This is a genomic window from Mycobacterium sp. OAS707 (assembly GCF_014873705.1).
Taxonomy (GTDB): domain Bacteria; phylum Actinomycetota; class Actinomycetes; order Mycobacteriales; family Mycobacteriaceae; genus Mycobacterium.
Window position 1 is genome coordinate 924,575 of record NZ_JADBDS010000003.1, and the last position, 23,172, is coordinate 947,746.

Below are 23,172 nucleotides of genomic sequence, written 5' to 3' on the forward strand. Positions count from 1 at the left end.
AGTTCGTCCGACGACAGTCAGCGGTGGGGATGGCAATGACGTATTCGACGGGGTATTCGACCAGTTCAGAGCACTTTTCTGTGCTTGCTCAGGGCACTGAGGGCGGGGGTGCGGCACTCGACCAAGTGATCGGCATGTCGGTGGTCGCGCTGGTGGTCACGGCAGGTCTGCTGTGGATCGGGTACCTGCACCGGCAGCGCCGCATCACGTGGCTCAACAGCCTCGCGGAGTGGGCGGCCGGCAAGTTCAAGCGTCCGCCGTGGGTGGCACTGCCGATGGCGTTGTTCATCGCGACGCTGATCTGCGCGTTGTTCGGGTTCATCTGGGATGTCAGCCTGCACATCGGCAAGGGCCGCGACCCGGGTCCGCTGGCCAACCCCGCGCACTACTTCATCCTGTTCGGGCTGTTCCTGTTGTTCATCGCCGGCTGCATGGCGTGCGTGCTGCCGTACGAGAAGCCGGGCCCATCGGCCGTCCGCATCACCAGAGATTGGTATGCCCCTGTCGGCGGCATCCTGATGGCCGGTTGCGGCCTGTACGCGTTGCTCGGTTTCCCCCTCGACGACATCTGGCACCGCATCTTCGGCCAGGACGTGACGCTGTGGGGACCGACCCACCTGATGATGATCGGCGGCGCCGGCTTCTCGACGCTGTCAGCGATTCTGCTCAACCATGAGGGTCTGAGGGCCATGGGCGATGATGCGCCGACGGGCGGCATCGGCATCAAGTTCGTCCAGTACCTCGGGTTCGGCGGCATCATCGTCGGTTTGTCGGTTTATCAGATCGAATTCGATTTCGGCGTACCGCAATTCCGCCAGGTGTTCCAGCCGATGCTCATCGCTGCCGCGGGCGCGTTCGCGTTGGTGGCTGCCCGCATCATGCTGGGTCGCGGCGCAGCGATCATCGCGGCTCTGTTGGCGATCGTGCTTCGCGGCGGGGTTGCACTCGTTGTCGGCCCGATTCTCGGCGCGCCGATCAACTGGTTTGCGCTGTATCTCGGATCGGCGATCGTCGTCGAATTGGTCGGCCTGACACCGCTATACAAGCGGCCCGTGGTGTTCGGCGCCGTGAGCGGCCTTGCCGTGGCCACCGTCGGGCTCTGGCTCGAATCGTTGTGGATCGACACTGTCTACTACTTCCCCTGGCCCACCAGCATCTGGCCCGAAGCATTGGCCATGGCCATCCCCGTCGCCATACTGACCGGTTGCTGCGGTGCGATGTTCGGTCTGGTGGTCTCCTCGCAAAGGCTGCCTTCGCGTGCGATCAGCATCGGTCTGGTGGTGCTGACCATCCTGGCCATCGGCGGGGCGACAGCCAATGGGCTGCGCTATAACGTCCCCCAAAACGTCACGGCCACGGTCACTCTCACCGAAGCCCCGGCCAGCCCCGGCCAGCGGATGGTGAACGTCGATGCGCGGATCAATCCGCCGAACTTCATCAGCGAGAACCCCAACTGGGTAGCGATACTCGCTTGGCAAGGTCATCTGAACAACGAGCGGGGCCGGGTGATCAACAACCTCGAGAAACTCGGCCCCGGCCACTACCGCAGCACCGAGCCCGTGCCGGTTTGGGGCACCTGGAAGACGTTGCTGCGCCTGCACGACGGAAACACGTTGACCGCAGTGCCGATCTACCTCGCGGGCGATCCCGGCATCGGCGCCAAAGAAGTTCCTGCCGACGCCACGTTCACCCGGCCGTTCGTTGCCGAGGTCACGATCCTGCAGCGTGAGCGCAACCCCGAGACCCCGGCGGTGCTGTGGACCATCGGCTGCCTGACTGTGCTGTTCTGCACGCTCGTCATGCTGGGTGGACTCAGTTGGGGCGCAGGGCGAATCAACCGCAGCGAGGCCTCGGGCAGCAAGGCCGAGCTTCAACCGACGGCGCAGGCGTGACCGGACAACCGCACGTCGAGATACTGGCCCACCACGGGTTGCTGCTCGCGATACCGGCGTTCGCACCGGCGATAGCTGTCGCGGGCGTGGTGATCTATGTGGCGGTGCGCGACCGCCGCAAAGGCGAGGACCCTCAACGTGAGAGTTCGGACGCCTCGGGCCAAGATGGTTCACCGTGACAACATCCAGGACCCTTGTGATCATCACCGCCGCCGCGCTCATCACCGCCGGATGCGGCGGTTCGAACAGCTCGAACAGCGCGTCGAACAGCACTTCGGCCAGCCAGCCGTCGACCGTCAGTCCCTCGGACATGTCGAACGAGCAGGCGCCCCCGGCCCGGCTCGAAATCGATGTCGACATCAAGGGCGGTAACGTCACGCCGACCAATCAACAACTGCAGGCGGCCGTCAAGGAGCAGATCGTCGTGCGCGTCAACAGCGACGCCGCCGATGAGTTGCACGTGCACTCCACGCCCGAGCACAGCTTCAACGTCGAGGCCAAGCCGATGCAGATCTTCCAGTTCACCGTCGACGTGCCCGGCAAGGTCGACGTGGAGCTGCACAAGCTGAACAAGACCGTCGCGACCATCACGGTGCAGTGACAACTGATCGGTCGACCGAGTTACTGGCCCACGGCCTCGGCGGCTCGACCGATCTGCCAATCCCGTTGAGCTACGCACTCATTGGCGGGGCATGGGCGCTGACGTTCACATTCGCGGTCGTCGCGCTGGCATGGCGACGGCCTCGGTTCGACCCCGACAAACAGGGCCGTGCGCTGCCGCGCTGGGTGACAGCGCTCGTCGACGCGCGAGTGACCCGATGGGCTGTCGGGATCGCGGCGCTGTTGTTCGCAGGGTGGGTGGCGATCGCGGGCTGGTTCGGCCCGCAGGATGCGACGAACCCGTTGCCCGGCGTGTTCTACGTGTTGCTCTGGGTCGGGCTGGTGGCGCTGTCGTTGGCCGTTGGACCGGTGTGGCGGGTCATCTCTCCGGTGCGCACCGTGCACCGGTTGCTGGGCCGGCGGTCAGTGGGGTTGCGCTATCCGGAGCGGGCTGGTTACTGGCCTGCGGCGGCCGGCCTGTTTGCGTTCGTCTGGCTCGAGCTCGCCAGCCCTGACCCGGGATCCCTTGGCGCCATCAAGATTTGGCTGATCGCCTATCTGGCCGTGACGCTGTCCGGCGCGCTGCTCTGCGGGCAGCGCTGGTGTGCGCGCGCCGACCCGTTCGAGGTGTACAGCGTGGTGGCGTCGCGGCTGTCGCTGTTTCGCCGCAACGACGACGGCCGCATTGCAATCGGCAACCCGTTCGACCACCTGCCGTCGCTGCCGGTGCGGGCCGGCACTCTCGCGGTGCTCGCCGTGCTGCTGGGATCGACTGCGTTCGACAGCTTTTCGGCTTCTCCGCAGTGGCGGGGCTTCGTCGACGGCCACACCGACTCTGCCGCGACGGCGACGCTGATGAAGACCGCGGGCCTGCTGGTCTTCGCTGGCGTGGTGGCGGGCACGTTCTGGCTCGCTGCGCGCGCGACCGGCGGCGTCGACCCGGCGCGCCGTCGCGAATTGCCCGGTCTGATGGCGCATTCGCTGGTCCCGATCGTCATCGGCTATGTGTTCGCGCACTACCTGACCTACCTCGTCGAGCGCGGACAACAGACGATCATCCTGCTGCTCGGCCTGCACGACGTGCAGGCGAATTATGTGCTTTCCATGCATCCTTCGGTGCTGGCGACAATCAAGGTCTGCTGTGTGGTCGCAGGACACATCGCGGCGGTGATCGCCGCGCACGACAGGGCGTTGCGCATACTGCCCGCAGGCCATCAGCTGACCGGACAGCTGGCGATGATGCTGGTGATGGTCGGGTACACCTTCACCGGGCTCTATCTGCTGTTCGGCGGGTAGGGTGACGGCCGTGCGCGCGCTGATCATCGTCGACGTTCAGAACGACTTTTCCGAAGGTGGCTCGCTGGCCGTCGTCGGCGCGGCAGCGGTAGCGGGCCGAATCAGTGAGTTCCTTGCCAGCGGGCCCGACTACGCGCACGTCGTGGCCACCAAGGATTTCCACATCGACCCCGGTGAGCACTTCTCCGAGAGCCCGGACTACGCGACATCGTGGCCGCGCCACTGCGTGGTCGGAACGCCCGGCGCCGACTTTCATCCCGAACTCGACACCCGCGCGGTGGAAGCCGTCTTCACAAAGGGCAACTACGCGGCGGCGTACAGCGGCTTCGAAGGCACCGACGCCGACGGCACGCGACTGGCCGACTGGCTACGGCGGCGCGGCGTCGAGCAGGTGGACATCGCCGGCGTTGCGACGGACTACTGCGTGCGTGCCACTGCGGCAGACGCCGTGGCGGCCGGGTTTTCCACGCGGGTGCTGCTCGACCTCACCGCGGGCGTCGCACCGGACACCACCGCCAAGGCAGTGAAGGAACTGCGAGCGGTCGGCGTCGAAGTCGCCTAACGGGTCGGGTCGCGCGGGACACCGGTCCACCGCGGCGGGCGACGGTCCAGGTGCGCACGCACGCCCTCCTTCGCGTCGTCGTGATCCATCAGCGCCAGGTGAACGGCGGTCTCGCGAGCGCCGACGGTCTCACGGTCGAGGTCGAACGAATCCCACAGCAGCCGCTTGCTGGCGGCCACCGACATCGGGGCGGTGTTCTGCGCGATGTCGTTGGCGAGGTCAAGCGCGGCGGGCAGCACGTCGGCGGCATCGAGCACGCGACTGCCGAGCCCCAACTGCACCGCCCGGTGACCGTCGAAAGTTGCTCCCGTCAACAGGATTTCGGCGGCGTTGGCGATGCCGACCAGCCGCGGCAACACCCAGTGCGAGTAGGCGTCGCCGACGACGCCGCGCCGCACCTGCACGACGCCGTAGCGCGCGTCGGCGGCGAAGAACCGGATGTCGCACTGCAGCGCCAGCGTCAGGCCCAGCCCGATCGCATGACCGTTGACCGCGGCGATCACCGGCTTGGACAGCGACCATGCCGGCACCTCGATGCCCGCCGCGCTGAAACCCGGACCTGGTTCGGCGAAGGTTCGCTCACCGGCAGCGAGGTCGGCGCCCGCGCAGAACGCAGGCGGTGTTCCGGTCAACACGATCACTCGCACGGCGTCGTCGGCATCGCAGGCGCGGTAGGCGTCGCACAGCTCGTCGCGCATCCCGTCGCCGATCGCGTTGCGTTGCTGTGGCCTATTCAGCGTGATCGTGGCCACGCCGCGGTCGAGGTTGAACAGCAAAGTTCGGTACCCGGGCAGGTTGGTATGGCGGGACATTGGGTACCTCCGTTGGGCGAGATCGGGTCACCGGTGACCCGTATTGTCGCTCTGGTCCGTCTGTCGTCCCGTCTGTATCCGTCTGGAGCGTGCACTTTGCCCCCCGCCACCCCGAATGCCGAGCAGGTCGCGGCGCAGCCGCTGGAAATCTGGCCAGGTAAGGCGTACCCGCTGGGCGCCACCTACGACGGCTCCGGAACGAACTTCGCGGTGTTCAGCGAGGCCGCCGAAAAGATCGAACTGTGCCTGTTCGACAACGGCGACGAGACGCGTATCGCGCTGCCTGAGGTCGACGGTTTCGTGTGGCACGGCTTCGTCCCGAACATCGAGCCCGGCCAGCGCTACGGCTACCGCGTACACGGTCCGTACGACCCCGCCGCCGGGCAGCGCTGCAACCCGAACAAGTTGCTGATCGACCCGTATGCGAAGGCCATCGACGGCACCTTCGACTGGAATCAGTCGCTGTTCAGCTACAACTTCGGCGATCCCGAGAGCCGCAACGATGAGGACTCCGCGGCCAGCGTGCCGAAGTGTGTGGTGATCAATCCCTACTTCGACTGGGGGGTGGATCGTCCGCCCGGCCACGAGTACGCCGACACCGTCATCTACGAGGCCCATGTCAAAGGCCTCACCCAGACACACCCGGATATTCCCGAGAACATCCGCGGCACGTATGCGGCCGTCGCGCACCCGGTGATCATCGAGCATCTGAAAGCATTGGGCGTCAACGCAATCGAGTTGATGCCGGTGCACCATTTCGCCAATGACTCGACGCTCGTCGACAAGGGGCTGTCGAATTACTGGGGCTACAACACCATCGGATTCTTGGCCCCGGACTCGAAATACAGTTCAAGCCCCAATCCCGGCGGCCAGGTGCAGGAGTTCAAGGCGATGGTGCGGGCCCTGCACGAGGCCGACATCGAGGTGATTCTCGACGTGGTGTACAACCACACCGCCGAGGGCAACCACATGGGTCCGACGCTGTCGATGCGCGGTATCGACAACGCCGCGTATTACCGACTGGTCGACGATGACAAGCGGTACTACATGGACTACACCGGCACCGGCAACAGCCTCAACGTCGGCCACCCGCACGCATTGCAGTTGATCATGGATTCGCTGCGCTATTGGGTGACCGAGATGCACGTCGACGGCTTCCGGTTCGACCTCGCCGCAACCCTGGCGCGCGAGTTCTACGATGTCGACCGGCTGTCAGCGTTTTTTGAACTCGTGCAACAGGATCCGACGGTCAGCCAGGTCAAACTGATCGCCGAACCGTGGGACGTCGGCCCAGGCGGCTATCAGGTCGGCAACTTCCCGCCGCAGTGGACGGAATGGAACGGCAAGTACCGCGACACCGTGCGAGACTACTGGCGCGGCGAACCGGCCACCCTCGACGAGTTCGCCTACCGTCTCACCGGATCCGCCGACCTCTACGAGCACACCGGCCGCCGCCCCGTCGCCTCGATCAACTTCGTCATAGCCCACGACGGGTTCACGCTGCGGGACCTGGTGTCCTACAACGAGAAACACAACGAGGCCAACGGCGAAGACAACAACGACGGTGAAAGCCACAACCGCTCGTGGAACTGCGGGGCGGAAGGGCCGACCGACGACAAGGAGATCAACGCGCTGCGTGCCCGCCAGCAGCGGAATTTCCTTGCCACCCTTCTGCTTTCCCAAGGCGTACCGATGCTGGCACACGGTGATGAACTCGGCCGCACTCAGCAGGGCAACAACAACGTCTACTGCCAGGACAACGAGCTGTCGTGGATCGACTGGTCGAATGCCGACACCGAGCTGATCGAGTTCACCAAGACCGTGTCGGCGCTACGCACCGCGCATCCGGTTTTCCGCAGGCGACGGTTCTTCAGCGGTAAGCCAGTGGGGCGCCGAGGGGCCGCGGGACTGCCCGACATCGCGTGGTTCGCACCCGACGGCTCAGAGATGACCGAAGAGGATTGGGATTCCGGCTTCGCCAAGTCGGTCGCGGTGTATCTGAACGGTCAAGGTATCCCCGACCTCGACGTGCGCGGTCAACGCGTCACCGACGACTCGTTCGTGCTGTTCTTCAACGCCCACTACGAGCCGATCGAATTCTCTTTGCCTGCAGACGAATTCGGGTCCGCCTGGGTGCCGGTGATCTACACCGCCGACACGTCCACGGCCGACGAAGCCAAACCGGTGACTGCGAACGCCAAGGTGTCGGTCGACGCCAGGGCGCTGATGGTACTTCGGGCGGCGACGGACTAGCTCACTCGACGATCGGGAACAATGAATCGCCGTCCTCGGGGCTTCCGCTGATCTGACCCTCTTCGGTGCCGTGGTCCGCGGGGTCGATGCGGTCCATCGCCACTCCCTCATCCGTCGGTTGCGCCGGCGGTTCGGGTTCCTCGGCGGCGAGCTTCTCATCGAGCGATTCACCGTCGGGTTCCTCGGCGATGTGGTCGGCCGCGGCCCAGTCTTCGGGCGGGTCGACGACCTCGTCGCCATCGTCGTTGCGGACGTCGTCTGCGTCGAGCGCCTCGGCGGGGCGCAGCGTGTCGTCCACTCCGCCGGTGTCGTTGGGTGATTCGGGGAATTCGGGGTCTGCGCTATCCACGGTTGACCGGTTGCCCACTCGTGCGATCACTAAACGCGCAGGCGGATCACTCGACGACGTCGTAGAACGACTCCCCATCCTCGGGCGTGCCGTCGATCTGGCCGTATTCGCGGCCGTGCTGTTCGGTGTCCATGCGGTCGATTTCGTCATTGCTGACCAAGGTCAGGCCACCGCCCGCGTCGGAGTCGTGCGCGTCGCGCGGTGCGTCGTCCTCTTCGTCCTCGCCGTCGTTGTCGGGTATCTCCTCGGCGAGTCGCTCATCGAGCGTTTCGTTGTCCTTGGCCTCAATCCACTCATCTGGTGGGTCGACGACCTCGTCGCCGTCGTCATTGCGGATCTCGTCGGAGTCGAGTTGCTCCTCGGGCTCCAAGGGATTGTCGTCGAAGGCGTCACTGGCCATGGGCCCCATGTTGCCCGACGCAGCGATGCACTGAAAGGGCGGGCGGCGTTCGAAAGTGTTGCGCGGCAGGCCGCTTGCAAACCGAGATGACGCGTCCATACCAGGCCGTATGGTACGGTAGGGCGCTGCAGCAACCGTGGCCGCCGCCTTGGCTCTCGGGATTTCTCGAAGATCTCGTTGATGCCACCGGCCGGGCGGGCCGGGAGTAGTAGGAGCCGAAGAGCGGCGGCGCCCTACCTGGCGGTCACGGTTGCCAGCACCCCTGCTGAACGCAATTTTCCCCGGTGTCAACAGCGGCAGCGTTCGATCGCCGTATGCTGCCCCACATGGCGCCGCCGCGCGATTCCGGCCGTCGGCTCACGGCCGACGACTGGATCGACGCCGGATTTGCTGTGCTGGCTGACGGCGGTCCGAACGCACTGCGGATTGATCGGCTGTGCGAGCGATTGAATGTCACAAAAGGCAGCTTCTACTGGCATTTCGCCGACTTCTCGGCATATCGCGGGGCGCTGATCGAGGCGTGGGGCAGCCTGCACGACCGCAGCCGGAGGCACTTCGAGCACATGCCCGACGTCGAGCCACGCGAACGGCTGACGGCGATGATTCAGACCTGGCTCGCCCCTCAACACTGGCAACTGGAGCGGGCGATGCGGATATGGGCGTTGACCGACGACGCTGTGCTGGCCAGTGTCCAACACAGCGACGCACGCGTGCTGCGCGCGATCCGACAGGCCTTTGTCGACTGCGACTTCGCTCCCGAGGATGCCGCATTGCGCGCCTTGGTGGCGTTCTCTGCGGGTGTCGGGATGCTGCACTCGACGGATGCAGCCCCTGCCGCACCGCCGGACCTTCAGGACGCTTTCCTGGATTTCATGCTGCGGCCCTAGCTTTTGGCCGTCGGCTCCAGCCCCGTCTTCTTGTCGAGGTACTGCAACAGGTCGTGTGCCGCGAGCTCGACGTCTTTGTGGCGCCATTCCGATGCGCGATACACGCACGCGATCAGGCCGGTGCGGTGGATTCTGCGAAAATCCCCGTACACGAACGCATATCGCGCCTTCGTCTCGTCGTTTGCGCCCTCGGTCAACCCGAGATGCCATTCGGCGTACTCGTCCCAGGAATGCGACTTCAGGTAATCGTTCTGCGCATCTGCCCGTGGCTGCACCTCACCCCAGTCACTGTCGAGCACGTACTGGCGACCATCGATGAGCGAGCGCGCCTTGACCACCGCGGCTTCGTTTAGCGAATAAGAGGCCATGGACTCGATTGTCCGCCCTGCGGAGCGGGCGTCCATGGCCGACACTGATCCGCATGTTCTCACTGGCGGGTAAATCGGTTCTGGTCACCGGCGGTAGCAAGGGAATCGGCCGCGGTATCGCGTCGGTATTCGCAGCGGCGGGCGCGCACGTCGCGATCGCGGCGCGCTCACGTGCCGACCTCGATTCGGCGGTCGCCGCCCTCGACGGCCTCGGCGCAGGCAAGGTCCTCGGCGTCACAGTGGACGTGTCCGACCCCGATTCCTGTGCCGCGATGGCAGCCGACGCGGTGGAGGCGTTGGGCGGGCTGGACGTGTTGTGCGCCAATGCGGGGATCTTCCCGGATGCTCCGCTGCAGTCGATGACCCCCGCCCAGCTCGCCGAGGTGCTCGACGTCAACGTGAAGGGCACCGTCTACAGCGTGCAGGCCTGCCTCGATGCGCTGATCGCATCGGGCCGCGGCCGGGTGGTGCTGACGTCGTCGATCACCGGGCCGATCACCGGTCTGCCCGGCTGGTCGCACTACGGCGCCTCCAAGGCTGCGCAACTGGGATTCATGCGTTCTGCGGCCATCGAACTGGCCCCGCACAAGATCACCGTGAACGCCGTGCTGCCCGGCAACATCCTCACCGAAGGCCTCGCTGATCTCGGCGACGACTACCTCGCGGGCATGGCGCGTGCGATTCCCGCGGGCGCGCTCGGCACACCGGAAGACATCGGCTACACGGCGGCGTTTCTCGCCAGCGACGAAGCCGGCTACATCACGGGCCAGGCAATCACCGTCGACGGCGGCCAGGTGCTTCCGGAGTCGCCGGACGCCGTCACGCCCTAGCGGGGCAGTCGCTCGTGGGCGGTGGCCAGAATCTCGTCGATGCGCGCCGTGTCCTGCAGCGGCGCGGCGGCCGCCTCCTTGACGAACTGAGCGGCCAACTCGCGCAGTTTGACGTTCGTCTGTTGTGAGCGCTGGGCCAGCATGGCGAACGCCTTCTCGGCGGTCACCCCATGGGCCAGCATCAGCATGCCGATGGCCTGGTTGATGGTGGCCCTGCGCGCAGCGATCGTCGCGACCACCTCGTCGAGCGAGCGCCGCACGTCGGCGTCGAAGTCTTCGGTGACATCGACATAGAAGCCCGTCGTGCCGATGACCTCGCCGCCGCCGTCGGTCCACCGGTCGCCGACCACGACGACCACGTGGATGTTGCCCGCTGTGTCGATGATGCGATGCCTGCTGGAGAACGGGATGCCGAGGCGCCGAACCTGATCGATCAGCTGTGCCACCGTCGGCTTGTCGTCCGGATGCTTGTGCGACAGCACGAGTTCGGTCGTCGGGGTGACGGTCCCAGGTTCGTAGCCGTGCATCGCGGCCACCTCGTCGGACCACTCCCAGCGGTCCTCCTGGGCGTGGTATCTGAAACTTCCCGCTGCCGGCCACCCCGGCGGCGATTGCTCCGCGTCGATGCTGCCTCCCCTTTCGCCTGACTGGAGTATGTCAATTCCCGGCCGCCGTGAAAATGGCTCTGTTACAGAGGTACCATCGGGACGGTGGACACCCGCACCGATCTGATCGCCCAGCTGTTCAATGTCGTGGGCCGGTTCCGGCGGCAACTGCGCCGGTCGACCGGCAGCGGGTTCGACACCACCGGGGTGACCGAGTCGCAGGCGGAGATGCTGCGCTTGGTCGGCCGCCAACCGGGTATCTCCGTTCGGGAGGCGGCCACCGAGCTGGCACTGGTGCCCAACACCGCCTCGACGCTGGTGTCCAAACTGGCCGCCGAGGGGTTGCTGATTCGCAGTGTCGACGCCGACGACCGCAGGGTGGGCCGACTACGGCTCACCGAGCCTGCACAGCGCATCGCCGACGAGTCCCGCGCCGCGCGCCGCGCTGCGCTGTCGCAGGTGCTCGATGAGCTGGATCCCGAGCAGCTGGACAGCCTCGAGCGCGGATTGGAGGTACTGGCCGAGATGACCCGCATGCTGCACGAGAGGCAACCATGACACTCGCGATCGACTGCGCGGACCTGACCCACCGCTACGGCAGTTTCACCGCCGTCGACGACCTCAGCCTGCAGGTGCGCTGCGGTGAAACGGTAGGCCTGCTCGGACCCAACGGCGCAGGCAAGACCACGGTCGTGCGGGTGCTGACCACGCTGACGCCCGTGCAGAGTGGAAGGGTGTGCATCTTCGGTCTCGACTCGCGCAGGCACACGATGGACATCCGACACAACATCGGCTATGTCCCCCAACAACTTTCGATCGAGTCGGCGTTGACGGGCAGGCAGAACGTCGAGTTGTTCGCACGGCTGTACGACGTGCCACGGCGCGAGCGAACCGACCGCGTCGACGAGGCACTTGGTGCGATGCAACTGCTCGATGTCGCCGACGGCCTTGCCAGCACCTACTCCGGCGGCATGGTGCGCAGGCTCGAGCTGGCCCAAGCGTTGGTCAACCGGCCGTCGCTGCTGATTCTCGATGAGCCGACGGTCGGCCTTGATCCCATTGCGCGCGACAGTGTTTGGGCTCAGGTGGGCCGCATGCAGCAGGAGTACGGCATGACAGTGCTGTTGACCACTCACTACATGGCCGAGGCCGACGAATTGTGTGACCGGGTGGCGCTGATGCACCACGGCCGCCTGCAGGCGGTGGGCTCGCCGGCTGAGTTGAAACGGACGGTGGGAGAGGACGCCACACTCGAAGATGTCTTCCGGCACTACGCGGGCTCGGATCTGGGCGAGGACACGTCCCAGGCCGGATTGCGCGCGGTGCGCAACAGCAGAAGGACGGCGCGCCGTGTCAGTTGAGCAGAACCTGGAAGGCCCGGGGGTTCGGATCGTCCGCGCGCCCCACGGATGGCGACGCGTCCGCGGAATGGCCATGCGGATGGGCGCTTTCGCGATCGTCGAATTGCAGAAGTTGCGACACGACCACACCGAATTGCTCACCAGGATGGTCCAGCCGGCGCTGTGGCTGTTGATCTTCGGGCAGACGTTTTCCCGGCTGCGCGTCATCGACACCGGCCACGTGCCGTACCTGGCGTTCCTGGCGCCGGGCATCATCGCGCAGTCGGCGCTGTTCATTTCGATCTTCTACGGCATCCAGATCATCTGGGACCGCGATGCGGGCATCCTCGCGAAGTTGATGGTGACGCCTGCCCCGTCGTCGGCGCTGATCACCGGCAAGTCGTTCGCCGCGGGCGTGCGGTCGGTGGTGCAAGTCATCGGCGTGGTCGCGCTGGCATATCTGCTCGGCGTGCACATGACCGTCAACCCCCTGAAAATCCTTGGCGCAATGGGTGTTGTGATGCTGGGCGCGGCGTTTTTCGCGTGCCTGTCGATGACGCTGGCCGGGCTGGTGCAGAACAGGGACCGGCTGATGGGCATCGGCCAGGCCATCACGATGCCGTTGTTCTTTGCGTCCAACGCGCTCTACCCGGTCGACGTGATGCCGCAATGGCTGCGCTGGCTGTCGGCGGTCAACCCGCTCAGTTATGAGGTCAACGCGCTGCGCGGACTGCTGATCGGCACGCCCACCAACGGCTGGCTCGACGTCGCGGTGCTGGTGGTTGCCGCCGTCGCAGGCATTGCGATGGCGTCGGCGTTGTTGCGCCGGCTGGTCCGCTAGGTCATTTGGGCACCGACAGGTTGTACACCGTCGCGTCGCCAACCGACGTCGAGCCGAACGTGGCCGCGACCCACTTCGCAATGTCGGCGTGACCGCGGTTGTTGCCCCAGCCCGGTCCGTGGCCGTGGTCGTTCACGAGGACGTAGTACGCCACCTTGTGTTGCGCCACATCGTTCTTGAACTCGTCCAGCGTCGGCGCGGGGTCACTGCCCGAGAAGCCGCCGATCGCCATCACCGCTGTGTCCGTTGACAATTCAAGACCCGCGGCGCTCGACGACCGACTGATCGCAGCCGACCATTCGGTATCGGCGGCCCTCAGCATCGCGTCGAGGGCGGGGTTGTCCTTGTTCTGTCCGAAGCCGAAGTGCCCCTGGCGAGAGGCGTCGGCAGGCCCGACTGACGGTCCGCCGCCTTCATGTGGCTGTCCGACAGTGACAATGGCATACACGGCGGGGCCTGCGAGCGCAGCGGCCAGTCCGGCGCCCAATGCGGCCACCGGGAAGCGCCGGAAAAGCCACGCCACCACCGAGACCACCGCCACCGCGAGGACGGTCCAGCGCAGACCGGGCAGCCAGCTTGCATTCCGGCCGAGGAGCCACCAACCCCATATGCCCGTCCCGCCCAGCAGCGCCGCCAAACCGATTCGGTACAACCACTTTTCGCGGCGCTGCCACATTTCGTGCACACCGATGGCGAACATCGCGGCCACCGGAGGCGCGATGGACAGGCAGTAGTAGGCATGGATCGCGCCGTTCATGAAGCTCAGCACCAGTCCGTCGACGATCAGCCAGCCGCCGAAAAGAATCGCCGCCGCGCGGGTCAGATCCGTCCGCGGAGCACGCCCGCGGGACAACACGACAAGAACGGTCGCCAACAGCGCCGCGGGTACCAGCCAGCCGATCTCGAACCCGAATTCGCCACTGAACAATCGCGCCAACCCATGCGACTGGTTGCCGAACGCGAAGCCGCCGTGTCCGCCGGTGTGCAACTGCGCCCCCGCGGAGGTACCGACGACGTTGTCGGGCGTACCGAAGCCCATGTGGTTCTTGCCGAGTACCCGCGCAAAACCGTTGTAGCCCAACACCAGGTTCATGAAGTTGTTGTCGGTGGAGCCCGCGATGTACGGCCGCGAGGAAGCCGGCCACAGCAACGTCAGCACCACGAACCAGCCGGCGGACACGACGAACGCGACCGCGGCCACCCCGACGTGCCGCAGCCTGGCACGAAGTGTCGTCGGCGCCGCGATCAGATAGGCAGCGGCCAGAGCCGGGGCCACCATCAGTCCTTCCAGCATCTTGGCCAGAAACGCGAATCCCAGTGCCACCGCAGCCAACGCCAACCATCTCGAGCTGGCCAATTGCAGCGCGCGCACGGTGCAGTACGCGGCAGCCGTCATCAGCAACACCATCACCGCGTCGGGGTTGTTGAACCGAAACATCAACGCCGCCACCGGAGTCAAGGCCAGCACTGCACCCGCAAGCAGCCCGGTGCGCGGTCCGCTGATGCGCTGCACAGCGCCGTACAGCAGCGCGACGGAAGCAACCGCCATCAACGCCTGCGGGACCATCATGCTCGCGCTGCTGAAGCCGAATAGCTGGCCGGACAGCCCCATCACCCATTGCGAGACGGGCGGCTTGTCGACGGTGATGAAGTTGTGTTGATCGAGCGAGCCGAAGAGCAGCGCTTCCCAATTCTTCGAACCCGCTTGCGCCGCAGCGGCATAGAACTGATTGCCCATCCCGTTGACCGTGATGTTCCACAGGTACATCACCGCCGTGGCGATCAGCAGCACGGCCAGGCCCACCCGGTCCCACGTGATCGCGGTCATCCGGGTGGGCCGTGGCCGGTCTGCGTCGGCGGGCGGTGCTGGCGTCTGTAGCGTGGAAGTCACACCAGCCAGTGAGGCATCGCTAGGTTGCGTGAACCTGTGAGGACCCGGCGAGCCTGCTGCGGGTTGCGCGCAGCGCGTCGGTCAGCGTCCATACCGAAATGCCAAGCAGCGCGACGTCCTTGAACAAGAATCCGGTGGTCAGCGACGGCGCGGGATAGCTGATTGAGTCGTCGAAGGCGCCTGGCGTGGTGAACAGGAAGCTGATGGTCGCAACGAACAGCAGGACGGCGAGTGCGCTGCCGAACGCCGACGCCTTCGGCCACCACGGCTTGACGGCGATCAGCACCGCCGCGGCCAGTTCGAACACGCCCAGCAGGACCGAGAACGTATACACCGAGAAGATGCCGTACAGCCAGCTCATGAAGGGGCTCGCGGAGACGAGCGGCTCAATGCCTTTTGCCTCGAATTCCGTGAACTTCAGCAGCCCGAAGGCACCGATCACGATGACCAGGCCGTAGCGGGCGGCCAGGCCGCCGATCTCGTCGTATCGAATCTTGTTGAGTGTCATACCCGGTCGTGGTGCGCCGGGCTCCGACCGTTACGCCGTCCGATAGAGCGCACCGAGGGTGGCCGACGCCCATGGCTCAGGGTCCAGAAAATCGTGCCGGAGTAGCGGTATTGCCTGCCGCCGATGATCATCATGCTTTGCCGGTCATCAACGCCTTGATCCGGTCCTACCCGGGCCCGATCCACGCGCCGGCGCAGATCACGCAATAATTGACGTCCGGCATAATTGCCATGCTGCGCCCACGAATCATTTGTCGTGTGGTTTTGTTACTTTCAGCGGGGAAATACCGATACATCAGTTGATGTCATTTCGGTGCCCGAGATAAGGGGAATTCGTTGCGTATCTTGCTCAAGGCCGCAGGCGCGCTGGCGGCGGTCGTGCTGCTTTCGCTGTCCCTGACTAACATGCTGTCCCCGGGTTCGAGGCCGCAGAACTACCCGGTGCGCGAGACGGCGGCCGTCGGGTCCCTCGGTTTCGCGGATTCGTGGCTGTGGTTTTTGTCGCCCGATGACGTCAACCGGCAGCTGGACCTGATGGTGTCGACCGGCGTGCACAACGCCCGCATCCTGATGCCCTGGGCTGCCATCCAGCCCGCCCCCGACGCGTACGACTGGGGGCAGGCCGACACGATCATCAACGCCGCCAACGCCAGAGGTATCGCGGTCGTCGGGCTGCTCAACTCGACCCCCGGCTGGGCCACCGGAGGCGGACCGGCCATCTCGAGCCCGCCCGCTGACCCGGCAACATTCGCCAGCTTCGCGGGCACCGTCGCGAGCCACTTCGCGGGCCGGATTGCTGCGTACGAGGTCTGGAACGAGGAGAACGCAGTCCAGTTCTGGAACGCCGGACCGGCCGGACCGCAGCCCGACCGATACGCCGACATGCTGAAGGCCGCCTATCCCGCGATCAAGGGCGGCGATCCTGGTGCGACTGTCGTCATGGGCGGACTCAGCCCCACCATCAACTTCTTCTCGATCACCAAGAACCCGGTCGACTACCTGAACAACGTCTACGCGGCGGGCGGCGGCGGGTCCTTCGATGCCGTCGCGTTCCACCCGTATCTGTTCACCAGCAACACCGACGCGAGGTTCTCGACGGGCAAGGTCAACTCGCCGCGCAGTCTGTACGACGGCTTGCGCGGGGCGATGAACGCCAACGGCGACGGTGGAAAGCAGATCTGGGCGACCGAGTTCGGCGAGGCGACGTCGAAGGTGGACGAAGCCACCCAGGCCGCGTGGATCCAAGACTTCATCACCACCTGGCGCGGACTGCCCGGCGCAGGCCCGGCGTTCGTGTACACCACTCGCGACCGCAACACCGGCAACGGCAACGCGCAGGACAACTACGGGGTGTACCGCACCGACTGGTCGCCCAAGCCGGCGGCGGACGTGATCAAGGGTCTTGCCTGACGCGACCGCCTAAGTCACTATTCGGGCGATCGACTTCAACGGGATCGGCAGCCAGCTGGGCCGGTGCCGCGCCTCGTACGCGGCCTCATACACCGCCTTGTCGAGTTCGTAGGCTTCGAGAAGATGGCGGGAGTCGCGCGGATCTGCGCCGGTGACTTCGGCGTAGCCCTCGCAGAACGACGCGGCATTGCGGTCCACCCACTCCCGGGCCCGCGCGGCCAGCTGCCGATCCCGGTCGTCGTCGCCTGCCTGCTCCATCAACCGTTGGTAGGCCGCGTACTCGAATGACCGCAGCACGCCGGCTACGTCGCGCAGCGGGGAGTCGGGCCTGCGTCGCTCATCGAGCGGCTGGCCGGGTTCGCCCTCGAAGTCGATCAGCAGCCAACCCTCGGGGGTGCGCAGTACCTGCCCGAGATGCAGGTCGCCGTGCACCCGTTGGACTGTGACCGTTTCCTCCGCGAGCTTGCCGTAGCGCTCCTCGATCAGCGATACGTACTCCCGCAGCTCGGGCACCGCCGCGGCTGCAGCCGACAGTCGCTCCAACACGGTCTCGGTGGGGAACAGGATCGTTGACGTGCCGAGTTGTTCGGCGAGCGTCGCATGCACGGCCGCGACGGCCTCGCCGAGCCGGTACGACTCGCCGGCGAAGTCACCACCGACCTCGTCGGCATACAGGTCGCCCTCCGCGAACAGGTCACGGGTGCTGGCCGTGGCCATGTCCCATCCTTCGGCGGAGTTGGCGGCGAACTCGGTGACCATGCCGAGCGCGTACGGCTCCCCGGCGAGCGTCGTCTCATACGAGCCGAGCAGCCGCGCCACATGCTCGTTTCCTGCGCGCGCCAACACGCGATTCAGTTCGATATCCGGATTGATGCCAGGCGTGATGCGGCGGAACACCTTGAACACGGCCTGTTCTTCGAAGATCACGCTGGTGTTCGATTGCTCCGCCGCTGACACCCGCGGCGCCGCCTCAACGGGCAGCGTGACATCGGGCTCGCGAGCGAACCGCACATCGCCGAGCGTTGCCGACGAGTCGACAAGCGACAGAAGGTATTTCGCGTCCGCCGGGTTGTACAGCGCGTCGTAGGCGGTGCGGTCGTCGTCCGAGCCGATGGTCGCGACCGAGCTGTACTCCTCGATGGGACCCGTATCCCATCGCACGATGACCTGGTATCGCTCGCCCGGGCCTTCGGCGTAGCCGACGTCGAGCAGCACCAGCTCGAGGTCGTCTCGCAGCGACACCACCAAACCGGGCTCGGCGGACGTCAGTTCGCGGTTGCGTCCGGCATACCAGCGTTGCTGGACGATCCATTCGTCGAACGGAAGGTTCATTGCTGCTCTCCAGATTCTGGCGGCCGCAACTGGAACCAGTAGAAACCGTGGCCGGGCAGGGTCAGCAGGTAAGGCAGCTGGCCGATGCGGGGGAACTCAACGTACCCGGTCATCTCAACCGGGGTGTACCCATTCCAGTTCTGCAGGTTCATCTCGATCGGTTGCGGGAAGCGCGACAGGTTGTTCACGCACAACACGGTGTCCTTGTGGCCGTCCTCTCCCATCTCGCGCACGAACGTCAGCACCGAGGGGTTCGACCCGCCAAGCTCTCGGAAGGTACCGATGGCGAATGCGTCGTGGCGGCGGCGCACCGCGAGCATGGTCCGCGTCCAGTTCAACAGCGAGTTCGAACTGTCGCGCTGCGCTTCGACGTTGACGGCTTGATAGCCGTAGATCGCGTCCTGGTTCGGCGGCAGGTACAGCCGGCCGGGGGTTGCCGTCGAAAACCCCGCGTTGCGATCCGGTGTCCACTGCATGGGCGTGCGCACACCGTCGCGGTCGCCGAGCCAGATGATGTCGCCCATGCCGATCTCGTCGCCGTAGTAAAGCACCGGCGAGCCGGGCAACGACAACAGCAGCGCGGTGAACAACTCGATCTGGTTGCGGTCGTTCTCCAGCAGCGGCGCCAACCGACGGCGGATGCCCACGTTGGCTTTCATCCGCGGGTCCTTGGCGTATTCGGAGTACATGTAGTCGCGCTCTTCGTCGGTGACCATCTCGAGCGTGAGCTCGTCGTGGTTACGCAGGAAGATGCCCCACTGCGCCATGTCGGGAATGTCCGGCGTCTGCGCCAGAATCTCTGAGATCGGGAACCGCGACTCCCGCCGCACGGCCATGAAAATGCGTGGCATCAGCGGGAAGTGGAACGCCATATGGCATTCGTCGCCGCCGGTGTCGGGATCACCGAAGTACTCGACGACATCGGCGGGCCATTGATTGGCCTCGGCAAGCAGCACGCGGCCGGGGAACTCGTCGTCGATGACCTTGCGGCAATGCTTGAGGAACGCGTGCGTCTCGGGCAGGTTCTCGCAGTTGGTCCCTTCCCGCTCGAACAGGTAGGGCACGGCGTCCAACCGGAAGCCGTCGATGCCGAGGTCCAGCCAGAACCGCAACACGTCGAGCATCGCGTTCTGCACGGCTGGGTTGTCGTAGTTGAGATCGGGCTGGTGGCTGAAGAACCGGTGCCAGTAGAACTGGCGGCGCACCGGGTCGAACGTCCAGTTCGACTCCTCGGTGTCGACGAAGATGACCCGCGCGTCGGGGTACTTGTCGCTGGTATCGCTCCACACGTAGTAGTCGCCGTACGGTCCGTCCGGGTTTCGCCGCGACTCCTGAAACCACTCGTGCGAATCGGACGTGTGATTCATGACCAGATCGGTGATGACGCGAATGCCGCGGCGGTGCGCGGCGTCGAGCAGTTCGACGAAATCGTCGACCGTGCCGAACTCGGGCAGCACCTTGTAGAAGTCGCGGATGTCGTAGCCCCCGTCGCGCAGCGGCGAGTCGTAGAACGGCGGCAGCCAAAGACAGTCGACGCCAAGCCACTTCAGGTAGTCGAGCTGTTCGCACAGCCCGCGCAGATCACCGGACCCATCTGAGTTCGAGTCGTAGAACGCTCGCACCAACACCTCATAAAACACCGCACGTTTGAACCACGTGCGGTCCTCCGGCAATGCGCGAGCGTGTCCGAAGTCTTCTGCGGTTGGATGTTCGACCACGCCGTCCTCGACGTGGCTGCCTTCCACCGGATCGTGTACCGCGCTGCTTGGGTCCATCGATCTTCAAACCTACCCATGTCGAGCGGAATGCAATCGCGCTCAGTCCACCAGTTGAAACCGCAATCAAGTCGGGTTACGGTTTCGGCGTCCTAGATCCGTCAGCGTGGCGATCTGGCCATCACTGGCGTTTGCGTACGACTAAGAATCGAGTGGCCGTGGCTGATTCGACGCCCAATGATGGTGAAGCTCCAGTAATTGTCGGCATGGCCGACGCGGCGATGCACATGTACTCCGCCGCAATCGACGCGCTTCCCGATGTGCACGACCCGGAGTATCCGCACCGCGCAGGCATCATCCTCGCCGGGCTCCGCAAACTTTCGGGTTCGTTGTCTGAGGCCGCCGGGCGCAGCAGGGTCACCCCATCGGTGATCGTCGCGTTGAGCGGTGTGCGGCACCGGTACGACGAGTTGATGGAGACCGCCGCCCACGGGCCGGGCGCGACGCTGGGTCAGCGACTGTATGTCGCCCGCGGTCGCGCCAAGCTTTCGACGAAGGAAGCGGCAAACGGTGTGGGGCTGCGCAAGGACCTCATCGAGGCGGTCGAGGCGGAAGAGCCCGCCACCGAAGAAGAGACCAGCCGGATCAAGGATCTGATCGCCGCCCTTGGCGGCTGACGTCGCTCAGCGCAGGAACCGCGCGGCGCTCTGCGCGCGGAACATCCGGGCGCTGTTGGCCTGCCGGTAGCCGATGAACCCGCCGGACAGCGTGAGCACCATCAGTCCGGCGAGGCCCGGCAGTGCCATGAGCGCGAGCTCGCCTGTCGTGGGCTCGCGTAGATAGCGGGGGTAGCCCAGCCTGGTCGGCTGTCCGCTCGTCGACGACGTCATCGAGATCATCGACGAATTGGCGGGCTCCGTCGTCGGCGGCAGCGAGCCGCGGATCACCGGCGCCCTGGCTCCGACCGCAGCGACGTCGACGGCGGCCGGCGCGGGGGCCGCAGCGCCTGCCGCCGTGCCAAGCGGAGCAACGGGCGGGGCCGCGGCAGAAATCGGAATGGGCAGCGGCGCGATCACCAACGGCACCTGCAGCACCGGCGGCTCGGCGGCAACAGCGGCGGACAACGGGTTGTCGCCACCGCCTCCTGCGTCCACAACCGGCGGCGACTCCTCCTGCGTTTTGAAGGTGGGACCCGGCGCGGGCGCCGGCGGCTGCGGCTGCGCGGCGGCGAACAACTCGGCAAGAGTCGGCACCGGAATGACCAGTGTCGTATAAAAAAGTTCGGGATTCGGCAATCCACTCTGCGGTAGCTCGTCGCGCCTGGGGATGCGCAGGATAGGAATGGTCCACGCGCCTTTGAATTTCTTCGTCGCCGACGGCACGCCGTTATTCTTTTTGTCGTCTTCTGCGGTCTTTACGTCGACGCCATCGCGGCCATTTCCGAACGTACTGCTCGGCGGCTCGGGATTGCTGGCGCCCGCCGCACCCGAGCCCGAATCGTTGTCGTCAGATTTGCTGGTGACAGCTGCAGCATCGGCTTCGGCGCTCGCCGCATCGCCGGTGTCCGCGACCGAAATTCCCCCGCTCATCAACAGCCCCGTGCTCAGCACGCCGGCACATGCGAACAAACGCATTGCCAAACGTGCCACGGCGCTCACCCCCGATGAGAATCGTTGTCCGTGTTGACCATAAGTGGCGTTATTCTCCCACATTCACGCCTTTAGGTAGATGCGAAATTCGTGGCCGAATTCGAACGACTATTGGCGGACCACGTCATTTGACCGGAGCTGACGCGAGGGCTCGCCGGTCGGGTGGGATTGGGTATCGTGCCGACGTGGCGTCCCGTGATCACGGGGACCCGGGCGATGCGCCTTCGGTCCCTCCCCCGCTTACCGCCGTCGCGAATGCGGACCGCCCGTCGGCGGCCGAGGAGGCTCGCACGATCGCGGCGTCGACCAATACGGGCACACTGGCGACGCTGACCGCCGACGGCGATCCGTGGGCGTCGTTCGTCACCTACGGACTGCTGGGCGGTGCCCCGGTGCTGTGCGTGTCGAATCTGGCCGAGCACGGCCGAAACCTTGCCGCAGACCCCCGGGCGAGCATCGCGATCGTGGCGCCCCAGCGCGAGTCCGATCCGCTGGCCAGCGGACGCGTCACGTTGGCAGGCGTCGTCGAGGCACCGACCGGCGACGAACGCGTGGCCGCCCGTGAGGCGCACCTGTCGGCCGTCGCAGCGGCGAAGTACTACATCGACTACAGCGACTTCTCCCTGTGGGTGCTGCGGGTGCGACGGGTGCGCTGGGTCGGTGGGTACGGGCGAATGGACTCGGCGAGCGGAGAGGACTACGCCGCTGCCGCGCCCGACCCCGTGTCACCGCATGCGGACGGGGCGATCGTTCATCTGAACAACGACCACGCCGACGCATTGGTCGCGATGGCCCGGGCATTCGGCGGATACCCGGACACCACCACGGCCACCTGCACAGGTGCCGACCGCTACGGGCTCGACCTGCGGGTGCTCACCGAGCGCGGCGTCGCCTACACCCGCATCGGCTATGCCAGCCCCATCGACTCGATCGACGAATTGCGTTCGGCCACGGTCGAGTTGACGCATCGCGCTCGGCAGGCCTGAAATAGGCTCTCGACTATGTCTGTCACCGACCGCCCGGACACCTGGCAAGCCGCCTTCGATCTCATCCGCACGCGCGGCTACGAACATCGCGAGGAACCGTTCCGGCTGGCCAGCGGACAGCTGAGCCACGACTACATCGACGGCAAGTACGCGATCGACAACGGAGAGCGGCTGGCGATCGTCAGCCGCGCGGTCGCCGAGCTCGCGACGATGAACGGAATCGAGTTCGACGCAGTCGGCGGCTTGACGATGGGCGCCGACCCGCTGGCGCACGGCGTCGCGATGGTCACCGGCAAGGCGTGGTTCTCGGTGCGCAAGGAGCAGAAGCAGCGCGGCCGCGAACAGTGGATCGAAGGCACTCGGCTAGAGCCAGGCACACGAGTGTTGTTGGTCGACGACGTGATCAGCACCGGCGGCTCAACGGAGAAGGCGCTCGAGCGCGTGACCGCGGTGGGCGCCGTCGTCACGGGTGTGATCCCGATGGTGGACCGCGGAGACGTCGCGACCAAGCGTTTCGCCGCGCGGGGCGTACCGTTTGTCGCGCTTGTCACCTATCGCGATCTCGGCATCGAACCGGTCAAGGACGTGTGACTAGTGCGTCCAGCGGCCACTTAATGCACGAGTTTCACCGAATCGCGTGACATAAC

25 protein-coding genes are annotated in these 23,172 nt (G+C 65.7%); 15 read left to right on the forward strand and 10 right to left on the reverse strand.

All coding sequences use genetic code 11. The features are described from left to right. The first annotated feature begins 35 nt into the window (after window positions 1–35). Genes GGC64_RS22700 through GGC64_RS22720 form a run of 5 tightly spaced genes read left to right on the forward strand, consistent with a single transcriptional unit; the run spans window position 36 to window position 4,350 of the window. Window positions 36–1,892, forward strand: coding sequence for a hypothetical protein (locus tag GGC64_RS22700; protein ID WP_192724759.1), 1,857 nt, complete (start codon window positions 36–38; stop codon window positions 1,890–1,892). Beyond that, on the forward strand, window positions 1,889–2,071 hold the full coding sequence (locus tag GGC64_RS22705) for a hypothetical protein (RefSeq protein WP_192724760.1): 183 nt from the start codon (window positions 1,889–1,891) through the stop codon (window positions 2,069–2,071). The genes GGC64_RS22700 and GGC64_RS22705 overlap by 4 nt, the downstream gene beginning before the upstream one ends. Continuing rightward, window positions 2,068–2,493, forward strand: coding sequence for a hypothetical protein (locus tag GGC64_RS22710; protein WP_192724761.1), 426 nt, complete (start codon window positions 2,068–2,070; stop codon window positions 2,491–2,493). Before GGC64_RS22705 ends, GGC64_RS22710 begins: the two co-directional genes overlap by 4 nt. Next, on the forward strand, window positions 2,490–3,788 hold the full coding sequence (locus tag GGC64_RS22715) for a hypothetical protein (protein WP_192724762.1): 1,299 nt from the start codon (window positions 2,490–2,492) through the stop codon (window positions 3,786–3,788). Before GGC64_RS22710 ends, GGC64_RS22715 begins: the two co-directional genes overlap by 4 nt. A gap of 10 nt (window positions 3,789–3,798) precedes the next feature. Beyond that, the gene (locus GGC64_RS22720) at window positions 3,799–4,350 is read left to right on the forward strand and encodes an isochorismatase family protein (RefSeq protein WP_192724763.1); all 552 of its coding nucleotides are present in this window, start codon (window positions 3,799–3,801) and stop codon (window positions 4,348–4,350) included. Here GGC64_RS22720 and GGC64_RS22725 read toward each other — a convergent pair. Next, a complete protein-coding gene (locus GGC64_RS22725; protein ID WP_192724764.1) occupies window positions 4,347–5,162 on the reverse strand; it encodes an enoyl-CoA hydratase/isomerase family protein in 816 nt (271 codons plus the stop codon). The two genes, GGC64_RS22720 and GGC64_RS22725, sit on opposite strands and share 4 nt — an antisense overlap. Window positions 5,163–5,258: 96 nt before the next feature. Here GGC64_RS22725 and glgX point away from each other — a divergent pair, with 96 nt between their 5' ends. Then, window positions 5,259–7,415 (forward strand): glycogen debranching protein GlgX, encoded by a 2,157-nt coding sequence (gene glgX, locus GGC64_RS22730; protein WP_370582259.1) that lies wholly within the window; start codon window positions 5,259–5,261, stop codon window positions 7,413–7,415. A gap of 1 nt (window position 7,416) precedes the next feature. On the opposite strand, the gene GGC64_RS22735 is transcribed toward glgX, so the two are convergent. Beyond that, complete coding sequence (locus GGC64_RS22735; protein ID WP_370582260.1) at window positions 7,417–7,782, reverse strand: hypothetical protein; 366 nt, start codon at window positions 7,780–7,782, stop codon at window positions 7,417–7,419. Window positions 7,783–7,810: 28 nt separating this feature from the next. Further along, the gene (locus GGC64_RS22740) at window positions 7,811–8,164 is read right to left on the reverse strand and encodes a hypothetical protein (RefSeq protein ID WP_192724766.1); all 354 of its coding nucleotides are present in this window, start codon (window positions 8,162–8,164) and stop codon (window positions 7,811–7,813) included. Between the two features lie 326 nt (window positions 8,165–8,490). Here GGC64_RS22740 and GGC64_RS22745 point away from each other — a divergent pair, with 326 nt between their 5' ends. After that, window positions 8,491–9,051, forward strand: a complete 561-nt coding sequence (locus GGC64_RS22745; protein WP_225952139.1) for a TetR/AcrR family transcriptional regulator — start codon at window positions 8,491–8,493, stop codon at window positions 9,049–9,051. Here the strand turns inward: GGC64_RS22745 and GGC64_RS22750 are convergent. Continuing rightward, window positions 9,048–9,419, reverse strand: a complete 372-nt coding sequence (locus GGC64_RS22750) for a hypothetical protein (protein ID WP_192724768.1) — start codon at window positions 9,417–9,419, stop codon at window positions 9,048–9,050. The genes GGC64_RS22745 and GGC64_RS22750 overlap by 4 nt on opposite strands. A gap of 53 nt (window positions 9,420–9,472) precedes the next feature. On the opposite strand from GGC64_RS22750, the gene fabG reads away from it, so the two are divergent. After that, window positions 9,473–10,249, forward strand: coding sequence for a 3-oxoacyl-ACP reductase FabG (fabG, locus tag GGC64_RS22755; RefSeq protein ID WP_192724769.1), 777 nt, complete (start codon window positions 9,473–9,475; stop codon window positions 10,247–10,249). On the opposite strand, the gene GGC64_RS22760 is transcribed toward fabG, so the two are convergent. Beyond that, window positions 10,246–10,875: a PAS and ANTAR domain-containing protein gene (locus GGC64_RS22760; RefSeq protein WP_192725245.1), complete on the reverse strand. Its 630-nt coding sequence runs from the start codon at window positions 10,873–10,875 to the stop codon at window positions 10,246–10,248. The genes fabG and GGC64_RS22760 overlap by 4 nt on opposite strands. Window positions 10,876–10,950: 75 nt before the next feature. Here GGC64_RS22760 and GGC64_RS22765 point away from each other — a divergent pair, with 75 nt between their 5' ends. The 3 genes from GGC64_RS22765 to GGC64_RS22775 all read left to right on the forward strand — a co-directional run bounded on the left by GGC64_RS22765 (window position 10,951) and on the right by GGC64_RS22775 (window position 13,035). Further along, window positions 10,951–11,412 (forward strand): MarR family transcriptional regulator, encoded by a 462-nt coding sequence (locus GGC64_RS22765; RefSeq protein ID WP_192725246.1) that lies wholly within the window; start codon window positions 10,951–10,953, stop codon window positions 11,410–11,412. Next, window positions 11,409–12,215, forward strand: a complete 807-nt coding sequence (locus GGC64_RS22770) for an ATP-binding cassette domain-containing protein (RefSeq protein WP_192724770.1) — start codon at window positions 11,409–11,411, stop codon at window positions 12,213–12,215. Before GGC64_RS22765 ends, GGC64_RS22770 begins: the two co-directional genes overlap by 4 nt. Before the next feature lie 67 nt (window positions 12,216–12,282). After that, a complete protein-coding gene (locus GGC64_RS22775; RefSeq protein ID WP_192725247.1) occupies window positions 12,283–13,035 on the forward strand; it encodes an ABC transporter permease in 753 nt (250 codons plus the stop codon). A gap of 1 nt (window position 13,036) precedes the next feature. Here GGC64_RS22775 and GGC64_RS22780 read toward each other — a convergent pair whose 3' ends face one another. Both GGC64_RS22780 and GGC64_RS22785 read right to left on the reverse strand, forming a co-directional pair. Further along, window positions 13,037–14,863, reverse strand: a complete 1,827-nt coding sequence (locus GGC64_RS22780; RefSeq protein WP_192725248.1) for a glycosyltransferase family 39 protein — start codon at window positions 14,861–14,863, stop codon at window positions 13,037–13,039. Window positions 14,864–14,945: 82 nt separating this feature from the next. Continuing rightward, entirely contained in the window at window positions 14,946–15,434 is a 489-nt protein-coding gene (locus tag GGC64_RS22785) for a YkgB family protein (RefSeq protein WP_192724771.1), read from the reverse strand. Window positions 15,435–15,769: 335 nt separating this feature from the next. Between GGC64_RS22785 and GGC64_RS22790 the strand changes: the two genes are divergently transcribed. Next, window positions 15,770–16,843, forward strand: coding sequence for an endo-1,4-beta-xylanase (locus tag GGC64_RS22790; RefSeq protein WP_192724772.1), 1,074 nt, complete (start codon window positions 15,770–15,772; stop codon window positions 16,841–16,843). A 9-nt stretch (window positions 16,844–16,852) separates the two neighbouring features. Here the strand turns inward: GGC64_RS22790 and GGC64_RS22795 are convergent, their stop codons facing one another. After that, complete coding sequence (locus tag GGC64_RS22795) at window positions 16,853–18,175, reverse strand: phosphotransferase (protein WP_192724773.1); 1,323 nt, start codon at window positions 18,173–18,175, stop codon at window positions 16,853–16,855. Next, on the reverse strand, window positions 18,172–19,950 hold the full coding sequence (gene treS, locus GGC64_RS22800; RefSeq protein WP_192724774.1) for a maltose alpha-D-glucosyltransferase: 1,779 nt from the start codon (window positions 19,948–19,950) through the stop codon (window positions 18,172–18,174). Before treS ends, GGC64_RS22795 begins: the two co-directional genes overlap by 4 nt. 227 nt (window positions 19,951–20,177) lie before the next feature. On the opposite strand from treS, the gene GGC64_RS22805 reads away from it, so the two are divergent. Next, window positions 20,178–20,567 (forward strand): hypothetical protein, encoded by a 390-nt coding sequence (locus tag GGC64_RS22805; protein WP_192725249.1) that lies wholly within the window; start codon window positions 20,178–20,180, stop codon window positions 20,565–20,567. Window positions 20,568–20,573: 6 nt separating this feature from the next. Here GGC64_RS22805 and GGC64_RS22810 read toward each other — a convergent pair whose 3' ends face one another. Further along, window positions 20,574–21,539: a hypothetical protein gene (locus GGC64_RS22810; protein ID WP_192724775.1), complete on the reverse strand. Its 966-nt coding sequence runs from the start codon at window positions 21,537–21,539 to the stop codon at window positions 20,574–20,576. Window positions 21,540–21,724: 185 nt separating this feature from the next. On the opposite strand from GGC64_RS22810, the gene GGC64_RS22815 reads away from it, so the two are divergent. After that, window positions 21,725–22,525 carry a DUF2470 domain-containing protein gene (locus GGC64_RS22815; protein WP_192724776.1) on the forward strand — a complete coding sequence of 267 codons (801 nt, stop codon included), beginning with the start codon at window positions 21,725–21,727 and terminating at the stop codon, window positions 22,523–22,525. Between the two features lie 15 nt (window positions 22,526–22,540). Then, window positions 22,541–23,116, forward strand: coding sequence for an orotate phosphoribosyltransferase (pyrE, locus tag GGC64_RS22820; RefSeq protein WP_192724777.1), 576 nt, complete (start codon window positions 22,541–22,543; stop codon window positions 23,114–23,116). The last annotated feature ends 56 nt before the right edge of the window (window positions 23,117–23,172 follow it).